The 11,943-nt window shown below is 69.4% G+C and carries 12 protein-coding genes; 10 read left to right on the plus strand and 2 right to left on the minus strand.

What is annotated here, in order from left to right; genetic code table 11:
• Nucleotides 1-151 precede the first annotated feature (151 nt).
• Together ACIBVP_RS28445 and ACIBVP_RS28450 are read left to right on the plus strand one after the other, a co-directional pair.
• Nucleotides 152-1,000 carry a class I SAM-dependent methyltransferase gene (locus tag ACIBVP_RS28445; protein ID WP_396109417.1) on the plus strand — a complete coding sequence of 283 codons (849 nt, stop codon included), beginning with the start codon at nucleotides 152-154 and terminating at the stop codon, nucleotides 998-1,000.
• A 157-nt stretch (nucleotides 1,001-1,157) separates the two neighbouring features.
• Complete coding sequence (locus ACIBVP_RS28450; RefSeq protein ID WP_396109418.1) at nucleotides 1,158-1,979, plus strand: lytic transglycosylase domain-containing protein; 822 nt, start codon at nucleotides 1,158-1,160, stop codon at nucleotides 1,977-1,979.
• Here the strand turns inward: ACIBVP_RS28450 and ACIBVP_RS28455 are convergent.
• Nucleotides 1,976-2,362, minus strand: a complete 387-nt coding sequence (locus ACIBVP_RS28455; protein ID WP_396109419.1) for a tetratricopeptide repeat protein — start codon at nucleotides 2,360-2,362, stop codon at nucleotides 1,976-1,978. The two genes, ACIBVP_RS28450 and ACIBVP_RS28455, sit on opposite strands and share 4 nt — an antisense overlap.
• 159 nt (nucleotides 2,363-2,521) lie before the next feature.
• Here ACIBVP_RS28455 and eno point away from each other — a divergent pair, with 159 nt between their 5' ends.
• From eno to ACIBVP_RS28475, 4 genes are all read left to right on the plus strand, one after another.
• Nucleotides 2,522-3,808, plus strand: coding sequence for a phosphopyruvate hydratase (gene eno, locus ACIBVP_RS28460; RefSeq protein ID WP_396109420.1), 1,287 nt, complete (start codon nucleotides 2,522-2,524; stop codon nucleotides 3,806-3,808).
• Nucleotides 3,809-3,813: 5 nt separating this feature from the next.
• The gene (locus ACIBVP_RS28465; RefSeq protein WP_396109421.1) at nucleotides 3,814-4,332 is read left to right on the plus strand and encodes a septum formation initiator family protein; all 519 of its coding nucleotides are present in this window, start codon (nucleotides 3,814-3,816) and stop codon (nucleotides 4,330-4,332) included.
• On the plus strand, nucleotides 4,329-4,805 hold the full coding sequence (locus ACIBVP_RS28470; RefSeq protein ID WP_396109422.1) for a DUF501 domain-containing protein: 477 nt from the start codon (nucleotides 4,329-4,331) through the stop codon (nucleotides 4,803-4,805). The genes ACIBVP_RS28465 and ACIBVP_RS28470 overlap by 4 nt, the downstream gene beginning before the upstream one ends.
• 224 nt (nucleotides 4,806-5,029) lie before the next feature.
• Nucleotides 5,030-6,271 carry a lytic transglycosylase domain-containing protein gene (locus ACIBVP_RS28475; RefSeq protein WP_396109423.1) on the plus strand — a complete coding sequence of 414 codons (1,242 nt, stop codon included), beginning with the start codon at nucleotides 5,030-5,032 and terminating at the stop codon, nucleotides 6,269-6,271.
• Nucleotides 6,272-6,339: 68 nt separating this feature from the next.
• Here ACIBVP_RS28475 and ACIBVP_RS28480 read toward each other — a convergent pair whose 3' ends face one another.
• On the minus strand, nucleotides 6,340-7,104 hold the full coding sequence (locus ACIBVP_RS28480; protein WP_396109424.1) for an SDR family oxidoreductase: 765 nt from the start codon (nucleotides 7,102-7,104) through the stop codon (nucleotides 6,340-6,342).
• Nucleotides 7,105-7,178: 74 nt separating this feature from the next.
• Between ACIBVP_RS28480 and ACIBVP_RS28485 the strand changes: the two genes are divergently transcribed.
• The 4 genes from ACIBVP_RS28485 (at nucleotide 7,179) to ACIBVP_RS28500 (ending at nucleotide 11,933) form a co-directional block, all read left to right on the plus strand.
• On the plus strand, nucleotides 7,179-8,123 hold the full coding sequence (locus ACIBVP_RS28485) for an exopolyphosphatase (protein ID WP_396109425.1): 945 nt from the start codon (nucleotides 7,179-7,181) through the stop codon (nucleotides 8,121-8,123).
• 205 nt (nucleotides 8,124-8,328) lie between these two features.
• Nucleotides 8,329-9,981, plus strand: a complete 1,653-nt coding sequence (locus tag ACIBVP_RS28490) for an ABC transporter substrate-binding protein (protein WP_396109426.1) — start codon at nucleotides 8,329-8,331, stop codon at nucleotides 9,979-9,981.
• Between the two features lie 70 nt (nucleotides 9,982-10,051).
• Nucleotides 10,052-10,978, plus strand: coding sequence for an ABC transporter permease (locus ACIBVP_RS28495; RefSeq protein ID WP_396109427.1), 927 nt, complete (start codon nucleotides 10,052-10,054; stop codon nucleotides 10,976-10,978).
• A complete protein-coding gene (locus ACIBVP_RS28500) occupies nucleotides 10,971-11,933 on the plus strand; it encodes an ABC transporter permease (protein WP_396109428.1) in 963 nt (320 codons plus the stop codon). The genes ACIBVP_RS28495 and ACIBVP_RS28500 overlap by 8 nt, the downstream gene beginning before the upstream one ends.
• The last annotated feature ends 10 nt before the right edge of the window (nucleotides 11,934-11,943 follow it).

Genomic DNA, 11,943 nt, shown 5'->3' on the forward strand with positions numbered 1-11,943 from the left:
ACCAGGACGTTGTGAGGAGGTGGTCGTCAGGACCGGTCGTTCTGGGTGTGCGTGGGCCCGTGTCGCGGGCTCCCCCCCCACTGGGTTGTTCTCGCTTGATTCCTACTGGCGTCGGTGGACACGGGTCTTCTCGGTGTGGCTGTATGGCCGTGTGCGTGGGTTTGAGCGTCAGGTCGAGGAGATGATGCTGGCCAACCAGGCCAACTGGGATCAGCGGACTCCCATTCATCTCGCCAGTTCGTTCTACGGGGTCGACGGATCACGGCCCGCCGAGTCGTGGTTCGCCGAGTACGAATGGGGGGATCTCGGGGAGCTGGACGGGGTTGACCTGCTGCATCTCCAGTGCCACCTCGGGGTGGAGACCGTCGCGCTCGCCCGGCGCGGGGCCCGGGTCGTCGGGCTGGACATTTCGGGGGAGTCCGTTGTCCAGGCCCGTTCCGTCGCGAACCGGCACGGGGTGGACATCGAGTACGTACAGGGCAATGTGTACGACGCCCTCGACGTGCTGGGTGGGCGGACCTTCGACCGGATCTACACCGGGAAAGGGGCCCTGTGCTACCTGCCCGATCTCGACGTGTGGGCGGACGTCGTCAGCCGGTTGTTGCGGCCCGGGGGTTCCTTCTACGTCGTCGAGTTCCACCCGCTGCTGTACGCGCTCGGCGTGGTGCCGCCGGCCGACGGGAGCCAGGAGTTGGTGTTGCGCAACGACTTCCTCTCGGGACGCGGGGCCGAGAAACGGGACGCCACCTACACCTACACGGACGGGCCGCCGCTCACCGAGGCCCGTGTCGCCTACGAATGGCGGCACGAGGTCGCGGCCGTGGTCAACGCGCTCGTCGGCGCCGGGCTGGTGATCGAGCGGCTTCGGGAGACGGCCAAGCTGCCCTGGCCCCGCTGGCAGGGCATGGTCCAGGACGACGACGGGTGGTTCCGCCTGCCCGACGAGGCACCCCGGATCCCTCTGCTGTACGCGGTTTCGGCGCGACGGCCGCTCGAGTAGCCGGTCGAGACCGCCGCGACGAAACGTGTTCGGCACTACACGGAATCCGCCGTCTGTGCAGGTCAGGCATGGTGCACCGGGACCGAAACCGGACGAGTCGCAGCCCTTTTCACCTGGGTGAGCCACACCACGTCGCGGAGATACGTAGCCTGGCGTCGTGTCCTCTCCCGTTCCGACGATCGACCGTCCCACGCCGGAGCCCCCACCCCGCCGTCGGCTGGGTTGGGTGATCCTGGTGGTCGCGGCGTTGGTCGCGGGCGTGACGGTCGTCGTGATCGGCCTCGACCGGCTCTCCACCCCGCCGCCCGCCCCCGTCCCGCCGCCCCCGGGCTTCGCGGTTCCGGAGCTCAACGCGGCCCCCGGCGCCACGGTGCCGACCGCCGCCGCGATCGCGAAGGGTGAAGGCACCGCGACCATCGAGGTGTGGGCCGACCGGCTGTCGGAGAAGACCGAGATCCCGGCACGCAGTCTCGTCGCGTACGCACGGGCGGAGGTCGCGATCCGGTCGAGCGACCCCGACTGCAAGATCAACTGGGCGACGCTGGCCGGCGTCGGCCGGGTCGAGTCGCACCACGGGCGCTACAACGGCACCAGCATCGGTGACGACGGCATCCTGACGCCGCCGATCATCGGCATCCCGCTCGACGGCTCGCCAGGGGTGAAGGCCATCGCCGACACCGACGGCGGGCGCCTCGACGGCGACACCACGTGGGACCGCGCGGTCGGCGCCATGCAGTTCCTGCCGACGACGTGGGCGCGCTGGGGCGTCCGGGAGAACGGCGACGGCGCCTCGCCCGACCCGCAGGACATCGACGACGCCGCGCTGTCGGCCGCCGGCTACCTGTGCGCCTCCGGCGGCGACCTGTCGAGTGCGGCCGGGTGGTGGCAGGCCGTGCTGACCTACAACGAGTCGGTGACCTACGGCCGGAACGTGTTCGACGGCGCGGACGCATACGCCCGCGCCGCCGCGAACCTCTAGCGGTCGCGTTCCACCGACAACCGTGCGCTGACCTCGCCCAGCGCTTCCTGGTACGCGGGGTCGGGGTGCATGGCGACGGCGAGCCGCAGCTGCGTCTGCGCCTCGGCCAGCCTGCTCATCCGTTGCAGCGTCTTGCCCAGCGCGAACAGCGCGTAGTGGTCGGTCGGGTCCAGCTCGATGACGCGGCGGAACGCCTGCTCGGCCCGGCGGAGCTGCGCGGAGATGAGGTAGGCGCGACCGGCCAGCAGATGCACGGACGATTTGTCCGGTTCCGCGTCGAGCACCGGCGCGAGTGCCGCGAGGGCGTCCAGGGGCCGACGTTGCGCCACCAGCGACTCTGCGCGGCGGAACGCCTCGAAGTTGCCCTGGGCGTCTGGAGTCATGGTGGCCTCAACGCTACCCCTGACCGGGGTGTTCTGCGAAGATCCACACGGGTGATCACGCTCCGTTCACCCCCGAGATGCGCGTGCCTCCAACGGGGGAAACCAGCGGCTGGGTACTCTCGTGTCGAGTCATCCCTGAACCGGTTGAGGAGCAAGCACGTGGCGGTAATCGAGCAGGTCGGCGCGCGGGAGATCCTGGACTCGCGTGGGAACCCGACCGTCGAGGTGGAGGTCGCTCTCGACGACGGCACGCTGGCCCGCGCGGCGGTGCCCTCGGGTGCGTCCACGGGTGAGCACGAGGCCGTGGAGCTGCGCGACGGGGATGCGAAGCGCTACTCGGGCAAGGGCGTGGAGAAGGCCGTCGCGGCGGTGCTCGACGAGATCGGGCCCGAGCTCTCCGGCGTGGACGCCGTCGACCAGCGGATCGTCGACCAGAAGCTGGTCGACCTGGACGGCACGCCGGACAAGTCGCGGCTGGGTGCCAACGCCATCCTCGGCGTGTCCCTCGCCGTCGCGAAGGCCGCCGCGGAGACCAGTGGCCTGGAGCTGTTCCGCTACGTCGGTGGCCCGAACGCGCACGTGCTGCCGGTGCCGATGCTGAACATCCTCAACGGTGGCGCGCACGCCGACACCGACGTGGACATCCAGGAGTTCATGATCGCGCCGATCGGCGCGGAGTCCTTCCGCGAGGCCCTCCGCTGGGGCTCGGAGGTGTACCACTCGCTGAAGTCGGTGCTCAAGAGCCGTGGCCTCGCCACCGGCCTCGGCGACGAGGGCGGTTTCGCGCCGTCGCTGAAGAGCAACCGCGAGGCGCTCGACCTGATCGTCGAGGCCATCGAGAAGGCGGGCTACAAGCTGGGCTCGCAGGTCGCGCTGGCCCTGGACGTCGCGGCGACCGAGTTCTACTCCGACGACGCGTACGTCTTCGAGGGCACCAAGCGCAGCGCCGAGCAGATGGCCGCCTACTACGGCGAGCTGCTCGACGCCTACCCGCTCGTGTCGATCGAGGACCCGCTGTCCGAGGACGACTGGGACGGCTGGGTGCGGCTGACCGACGAGATCGGCGAGCGCGTCCAGATCGTCGGCGACGACCTGTTCGTCACCAACCCGGAGCGGCTGGAGGAGGGCATCGCCCGCCGCGCGGCCAACGCGCTGCTGGTGAAGGTCAACCAGATCGGCACGCTGTCCGAGACGCTGGACGCGGTCAACCTGGCCACCTCCTACGGCTACCGCAGCATGATGAGCCACCGGTCCGGCGAGACCGAGGACACCACGATCGCGGACCTGGCCGTCGCCACCGGCGTCGGGCAGATCAAGTCGGGCGCCCCCGCCCGCGGCGAGCGCACCGCGAAGTACAACCAGCTGCTGCGCATCGAGGAGATCCTCGGTGACGCGGCCCGCTACGCCGGTGACCTCGCGTTCCCCAGGTACAACCCGGAGAGCTGAGGCGCATGGCCGACGAGCCCGGACGGGACACCGAACGACGGCGCACCGCCGGTGGCCGGCGCCCGCAGAGCGTGCGCAGGCCACGGGACGGCAGGCCCGCGCGTCCGGTGTCCCCCGGGCGCACGGCCCGCAGCAGGACCGTGCGTGCGGCGGCCACGTTCGGGCTCTCGACCACGCGGCGGGCCGCGGTCTTCGCGATCGTGTTCTGCGCGCTCGCGCTGTCGGTGGCGGTGCCGCTGCGCACCTACCTCGGTCAGCGCGACGACGTGGCACGGCAGGAGCAACTGCAGGCCGAGCTGCGGGCGGAGGTCGACGCGTTGGAGGCGCGGAAGGCCGAGCTGGACGACCCGGCGCAGGTCGAGGCGGAGGCGCGGCGGCGGCTGCGGTACGTGATGCCGGGGGAGACGCCGTACATCGTCGAACTGCCTGAGGGTCAGGCCGAGGGCAGTCAGGAACCGGACAAGAACAAGGTGAACGAAGCGTCGTGGTATCAGCTGCTGTGGAACGCGGTGTCGGGGGAATGACGGTAAGCGAGGCCGACCGCGCCGCCGTGGCCGCACAGTTGGGCAGGCCGCCACGTGCCATTCGGGCGGTGGTGTACCGCTGTCCGAGCGGACATCCGGCCGTGATCCAGACCAGCCCCCAGCTCGAGGACGGCACGCCGTTCCCCACGCTCTACTACCTGACGTGCCCGCGCCTGACGTCGCTGACCAGCACGATCGAGGCGAGCGGGCTGATGAAGGAGATGACCGCGCGGCTCGCCGACGACGAGGAGCTGGCCGCCGCCTACCTTGCGGCGCACCACTCGTACCTGGCTGAGCGGGACGCGATCGAGCCGCTCGGCACCGACGTCAGCGCAGGTGGGATGCCCGGCCGGGTCAAGTGCCTGCACGTCCACGTCGCGCACGCGCTCGCCGTCGGGCCGGGCGTGAACCCGTTCGGAGACGAGACGGTGGAGCTGCTCAAGGCAGACTGGCCGGCCGGGGACTGCGCGTGACCGGGCCCAACTGGTAAACGGCAAGTTTCGTTCCCAGGCCGCCTTCCGCGCCCGAAAGGGCAACCAGGAGGCCCTATAACCACGTCGAGGATGCGTAAGGTTTCCGACTTGACCGTCGGCTGACCCCTTTCTTGTGATGATGGTTCATGAGACGGTGGCAGTCGGAACACAGGCTGCGACGGACGGCGACCTGTCCGTGGGCTCGGCGAAGGGGTTCGGTACTGGTGAGCGCGCGGAACGGAAAAGCAGCTGAGCGGCAGCTGCGGCGACGGCGCAGAAAGCTCGCGGCGGCGACCAGCACGATGCTGCTGGTGGCCGCGGCGGTGGCCGGCGAACCGATCAGTCTGGCCAGCAGCCCCATCCAGGTCGCGGGTGGAGTCGGCGACGGCCTGAACGGCATGACCGATCCCGGCTCGGTGAGCGCCTCCGGCGATGTCGCCGAGGACGACGAGATCGGTGCCGACCTGCTCGACGGCGTCGACGACGACGACAAGGTCTTCCAACTCGGCCGCGACGTGCCCAAGGGCCGGCACCCCATCAACGGCACGATGCTCGAGGCGTACATGCAGGCGGCGACGACCCTCGCGTCGACCCAGCCGAACTGCAAGCTGCACTGGTCGTTGTTGGCGGGCATCGGCAAGGTCGAGTCGAACCACGCGCGCGGCGGCATGCTCGACGGCGCGGGCAACACCGTGCCGCACATCCTCGGCCCGGTGCTGAACGGCGGCGGGTTCGCCGCGATCCAGGACACCGACGGCGGCGCCTACGACGGCGACGCCCGCTGGGACCGCGCGGTCGGGGCGATGCAGTTCATCCCGTCGACGTGGGCGGGTTACGCGGCGGACGGCAACGGCGACGGCCTGCGCAGCCCGCACAACGTCTTCGACGCGACGGTCGCGGCGGGCAAGTACCTGTGCTCCGGCGGTATGGACCTGTCCAAGCCGCAGGACCGCGCGACCGCGGTGTTCCGCTACAACCACTCGAACAGCTACGTGGTCACGGTGCTCGCCTGGGCCGACGCGTACGCGCGCGGCGTGAGCCCGATGGCCGCCGACCCGGTGCCCCCGGACACGGACGCGTACGCGATGGGCCCGCCGTCGCTCGGCAACGTGGCGCCGAGGCCGACCCCGTCGACGAACTCGCCGCGGCCGCCGTCGTCGTCGACCACGACGAAGGTGACGCCGACGTCGACGACCACCACGACGACGACCACCAGCAGCGACGGCACGACGACCACCACGACCACGACGACGACCACCACGACCACCACCACGCCGACGACCACGACGACGACCACGCCGCCGTGCACGACGACGACCACCACCACGACGACGACGACCGACGGTGCGGCGCCGACGACCACGTCGACCACGGAGCCGTGCAGCCCGTCCACGACGCCGACGACCACCGCGGGTGAGGCGTCGGAAACCTCCGTCACGCCGACCGAGGGCGCGCCCGCCAGCTGACCCCTATATATAAGGAAGGACGCGGCCCCGAATCGGGCCGCGTCCTTCCTTATATATAGGGGCTGTCGTCAGGCGGTCTTGTACATGCCGCCGTCGACCACGTAGTCGGCGCCCGTGATCCAGGCCGCGCGGTCCGACGCGAGGAACGCGACGAGGTCCGCGACCTCCTGCGGTTCGCCGACCCGGCCCGCCGTGATGGCCATCGTCTCCGGCAGCACGCGGTCCATCACCTCCTCGGCGGTGGTGCCGAGCTGTGCGGCGAACACGTGCGCGAAGCCGTGCTCCCCGGTCCACATCGGGGTGCGGACCGGACCGGGGGAGACCGTGTTGACGCGGATCGCGGGTGCCAGCTCCTCCGACAGCATCGTGCCGAGGTTGGTGAGTGCCGCCTTCGCCGCGCTGTACGGGGCGATCATGCCGGCGGGCAGCCGTGCGTTCAGCGAGCTGATGTTCACAATCGACCCGCCCTCGCGCATGTGCGGCACCGCCGCGCGGATCGTGCGCACGGCGGAGAAGAACGTGGCGTCGAAGATCCGCTGCCACGACTCGTCGGTGAACGAGAGCACCGAGGCGCCCGGTTCGCTCACTCCGACGTTGTTCACCATCACGTCGATGCCGCTGAACAACTCCATCGCGGCGCTGACCAGGGCGGCCGGGCCGTCCGACGTGGACAGGTCCACGGGGACGACCGTCACCCCGTCGATGTCGGCCGCGGACCGGGCGCCGGCGACCACCGACATCCCTTCCGCCGCAAGCGTTTGCGCGATCGCCAGGCCGATGCCCTTCGTACCGCCCGTGACCAGGGCCGTCCTGCCCTTGAGGTTGAGATCCATGGCGTCAAGACTCGCCCGTCCCCGCACGCGGTGCTGGCGGTAACCCGACCTGGCGTTCCACCTAGGCTTGCCGCATGGCACGAGTAGCGGCGATCGACTGCGGAACCAACTCCATCCGGCTGCTGGTCGCGGACCTGACCGAGCACGAGGACGGGTCCGTTCACCTGCGCGACGTGCACCGCGAGATGCGCATCGTCCGGCTGGGCGAAGGGGTGGACGCGACGAAGCGGTTGTCGGACGCCGCCATCGCGCGCACCAGGGACGCACTCGCCGACTACACGCGGATCTGCGTTCGCAAGGGCGCGGAGCGGGTGCGCATGGTCGCCACGTCCGCCACCCGCGACGCGACCAACCGCGACGAGTTCTTCGCCATGACCAAGGAACTCCTCGGTGTCGAGGCCGAGGTCATCTCCGGCGACGAGGAGGCGCGGCTGTCGTTCACCGGCGCGGTCGGCGACCTCGACCCCGACGAGGGGCCGTTCGTGGTCACCGACCTGGGTGGCGGGTCGACCGAACTGGTCGTCGGCACGTGGGACGGGAAGCGCGCGGAGATCACCGGTGCGCAGTCCGTCGACGTCGGCTGCGTGCGGATCACCGAGCGCTGCCTGCGTACGGACCCGCCCACAGCAGCGGAAATCGCGGCCGCACGCGCGTTCGCGGCGCAGACCCTGCAGCCCGCGTTCGACGCCGTGCCGGTCGCGGAGGCCCGGACGTGGGTCGGCGTGGCAGGCACCATCACCACGCTTTCGGCTCTGGCGCAGGGACTTGCGGAGTACGACTCCGAACGCACGCACCTGTCCCGCCTTTCGCGCGAGCAGATCAGCCGAACGGCCCAGCGACTTCTCGCTGCCACGAAAGAAGAGCGCGCCGCGAACCCGGTCATCCACCCCGGTCGCGTCGACGTGATCGGCGGCGGCGCGCTCATCACCGAGGTGCTCGCGGACAAACTCCCTGGTGTGGACGGACTTCTCGTCTCGGAGCACGACATCCTCGACGGCATCGCGCTTTCCTTGCGGTGAACGGAAGACCGCCGGGAGATGCCACCCGGATGGCGCAATCCCGATCGCGCGCCGTCACCGCGCCACTCCGTAGCGTCCTGTTTGGCCTCTCGGCGGGACGATTGTGATTTCTTTGTGACTCTTGAGCGCCTGGGCCGTGCAACTCCGGACCGTTAACGTCCTCTCACATTCCGGGAGGACGGCCAGGTTTGGAGGAGGAACCCCCATGCGTAGACCGCGCTGGTTGACGGCCGGAGCGATTCCGATTGCCGCTGCGCTCGCCATCACGAGCTGCAGCAGCGGCGGCGAGGAGGAGCCCGGCACGGGTGCCGGTGATCCGGCGAAGAACGAGTCGACCGAGGTCACCGTGTTCGGCACCGAGCCGGAACGGCCGCTGGTCCCCGGGGACACGAGCGAGACCGGTGGCGGCAAGATCATCGACGCGTTGTTCACCGGCCTGATGGACTACGACCCCGTCTCCGGGCAGCCCCGTGAGGCCAACGCGGAGTCGTTCGAGCTGACCGCGCCGGACGAGTACACCGTCAAGCTGAAGGAGGGCTGGACGTTCCACGACGGCACGCCGGTCACCGCCGACAGCTACATCAACGCCTGGAACTACACGGCGTACGGCCCGAACGCGCAGCAGCACGCGACGTTCTTCACGCAGATCCAGGGCTTCGAGGACGTCTGGACGCCGGACCCCGACGGCCCGGACGGGCCGAAGGAGCCCGCGAAGCCGAAGGCCGACAAGCTCTCCGGTCTTACCAAGGTCGGCGACTACGAGTTCAAGATCAAGTTCACGAAGCCGCACGCGATCTTCAAGGACAAGACCGGCTACTCGGCGTTCATGCCGATGCCGGAGTCGTTCTTCACCGACCCGGAGACGTGGAAGAAGAACCCGGTCGGCAACGGTGGCTGGAAGTACGTCGCCCGTGTTCCCAACCAGGAACTGCAGATCGAGCGCTTCGAGGAGTACAAGGGCGACGACAAGCCCAAGATCAAGAAGGTGAAGTTCGTCTTCACCGACGCGGACGCCGCGTACACCCAGATCAAGGGCAACCAGCTCGACTTCCTCGACACCGCGCCGCCGCAGGCGATCGCGGGCAACGTCTGGGAGACCGACCTGCCCGGCCGCGCCAAGGCCTACCCGGTCATGGCGATCCAGGCGCTCGCGTTCCCCTTGTACGACAAGAAGTACCAGAGCGTCGACTTCCGGCACGCGATCTCGATGGCGATCGACCGCGAGCAGGTCACGAAGACGATCTTCGAGGGCAACCGCAGGCCGATCAAGGGCTTCGCCATGGACAAGGTGCCGGGCTACCAGGACGGCGCCTGCGGCAAGTGGTGTGAGTACAACCCGGAGGAGGCCAAGAAGCTCTTCGACAAGTCGGGCTTCACCGGTCCCATCGAGCTCACCAGCAACGCCGACGGTGGACACAAGGAGTGGATCGAGGCCGTCTGCGGCCAGATCGAGGACGCGCTCGGCACCGAGTGCACCTTCGAGCCGGTCCAGGAGTTCGGCCAGATCCGGGACGCCATCAACGCCCGCCAGATGTCGCAGATCTACCGGTCGGGCTGGCTCGCGGACTACCCGCTGATCGAGAACTTCCTGAACCCGATCTACCGCACGGGTGGCTCGTCGAACGACAACGACTACTCCAACCCGGAGGTGGACGCCAAGCTCGCCGCCGCCGACTCCGCGGAGACGACGGAGGACGCGTACCGGCTCTACCACGAGGCGGAGGAGCTGATCGCCGAGGACATGCCGAGCGTCCCGCTGTGGGACACGCCGTCCATCGCGTGCTGGTCGGAGCGGCTGACCAACGTGCGACTGACCCCGAAGCGTGAACTGGACCTCTCGTTCGTCGAGGTCAAGTAACCGCCAGCGGCATGGGTGGGCCGGCATCCGGACCGGGTGCCGGCCCACTCGGGGGTTCGAGGGAGATGACATGGGACGTTACGTCCTCCGCCGTCTGCTGCAACTGGTCCCGGTCTTCGTCGGGACCACGTTCCTGATCTTTTTCCTGGTGTGGGCCGTGCCGGGAGACCCGTTCACCGGCATGTGCGGCGAGCGGCCGTGCCCACCGCAGTTCATCGCGGCGATGACCGACAAGTACAACCTCGACGACAACGTCGTGGTGCAGTACCTGAAGTACATGGGGGCGCTGCTCACCGGTGACTTCGGGCAGACCTACGCCGAGCAGCCCATCGGCGACATGATCGCGAACGCGGCGCCGGTGTCGCTGCGGCTCGCGGTGGTCGCGGTGGCGATCGAGGCGATCATCGGCATCAGCGCGGGCATCATGACCGGCCTGCGCCGCCGGGGGTTCCTCGACAACCTCGTGCTGGTGTCGACGCTGTTCCTGATCGCGATCCCCACGTTCGTCACCGGTTTCGTGATCCAGATCGTGCTCGGCTTCCAGTTGGAGATCCTCACCCCGACCGTCTCGTCCAAGGCGACGTGGGGCGAGCTGCTGATCCCCGGGTTCGTGCTCGGCAGCGTGTCCATGGCGTACGTGTCCCGCCTGACCCGCGCGTCGGTCGCGGAGAACAGGCGCGCCGACTTCATGCGCACGGCGCTCGCCAAGGGGCAGCCGAAACGCCGCATCGTCGGTATCCACCTGCTGCGCAACTCGGCCATCCCGGTGATCACCTTCCTCGGCACCGACATCGGCAACCTGATGGGCGGCGCGATCGTCACCGAGGGCATCTTCGGCATCCACGGTGTCGGCCGGCTGGTGTTCGAAGGGATCCTCGACAAGCAGGGTGCGATCGTGGTCGGTGTCGTCGTGCTGCTGGTGCTCGTCTTCCTGCTGGTGAACCTGTTGATCGACCTCCTGTACGCCGTTCTCGACCCGAGGATCCGCTATGACTGACCCGACGACCGCGGCCGTGGGGACGGCCGCGGACCAGGACGTCTCGGCCTACGTCACGGCGCCAGGACACCAGACCGGGGAACCCGGCAAGCCACGCAGCCTGTGGTCGGACGCCTGGCGGGACCTGCGCCGCAGGCCGCTGTTCATCGTCTCGGGCGCGATCATCCTGCTGCTGGTGGTCGTCGCGGTGTTCCCCGGCTGGTTCACCTCGGTGGACCCCGGGCACAAGGACCTGGACTTCTCGCGGCAGCCGCCGTCCGGGGACGCGTGGTTCGGCTACGACCTGCAGGGCCGCGACGTGTTCGCCCGTGTCGTGTACGGCACCCGCTGGACGTTGCTCGTCGGCGTCGCGGCGAGCGTGCTGACCGTGCTGATCGGCGGGTTCTTCGGCATCCTCGCCGGCTACTTCGGCGGCTGGGTGGACAGCCTCCTGTCCCGTCTCGGGGAGATCTTCTTCGGGCTGCCGTTCGTGCTCGGCGCGATCGTGATCCTGAACCTGGTGCGCAACGCGGAGATCCGCGGCGCGGTGCCGATCGTGTCGGCGGTGGTGGCGTCGATCGCCGTGCTGTCGTGGCCGGTCGCGATGCGGATCATGCGCTCGGCGGCGATCGCGACGAAACAGCAGGACTACGTGAAGGCCGCGCGTGCGCTCGGCGCGTCGCCGTCGCGGGTCATCTTCAAGCACCTGCTGCCGAACTGCCTCGCGCCGGTGCTGGTGTACGCCACGATCGCGCTCGGCGCGTTCATCAGCGCCGAGGCCACGCTGTCGTTCCTGGGCATCGGCCTGCGCGACCCGGCCGTGTCGTGGGGCGTGATGATCTCCGACGCCCGCAACTACGTCCGCGTGGCGCCGCACATGCTGTTGTTCCCGGCGGGTTTCCTGACCGCGACCGTCCTGGCGTTCGTGATGCTGGGCGACGCGGTGCGTGAGGCCCTCGACCCGAAGCTGAGGTGACCGTGTCGGA

Origin of the sequence: Actinophytocola sp. NPDC049390 (assembly GCF_044466355.1) — a bacterium.
GTDB lineage: Bacteria > Actinomycetota > Actinomycetes > Mycobacteriales > Pseudonocardiaceae > Actinophytocola.

Excerpts from the sequence above, each read along its gene's own strand:
- ACIBVP_RS28455 (WP_396109419.1), bottom strand. The coding sequence starts at position 2,362 with ATGACTCCAGACGCCCAGGGCAACTTCGAGGCGTTCCGCCGCGCAGAG.
- ACIBVP_RS28465 (WP_396109421.1), top strand. The coding sequence starts at position 3,814 with ATGGCCGACGAGCCCGGACGGGACACCGAACGACGGCGCACCGCCGGT.
- ACIBVP_RS28470 (WP_396109422.1), top strand. The coding sequence starts at position 4,329 with ATGACGGTAAGCGAGGCCGACCGCGCCGCCGTGGCCGCACAGTTGGGC.
- ACIBVP_RS28480 (WP_396109424.1), bottom strand. The coding sequence starts at position 7,104 with ATGGATCTCAACCTCAAGGGCAGGACGGCCCTGGTCACGGGCGGTACG.
- ACIBVP_RS28485 (WP_396109425.1), top strand. The coding sequence starts at position 7,179 with ATGGCACGAGTAGCGGCGATCGACTGCGGAACCAACTCCATCCGGCTG.
- ACIBVP_RS28490 (WP_396109426.1), top strand. The coding sequence starts at position 8,329 with ATGCGTAGACCGCGCTGGTTGACGGCCGGAGCGATTCCGATTGCCGCT.
- ACIBVP_RS28495 (WP_396109427.1), top strand. The coding sequence starts at position 10,052 with ATGGGACGTTACGTCCTCCGCCGTCTGCTGCAACTGGTCCCGGTCTTC.
- ACIBVP_RS28500 (WP_396109428.1), top strand. The coding sequence starts at position 10,971 with ATGACTGACCCGACGACCGCGGCCGTGGGGACGGCCGCGGACCAGGAC.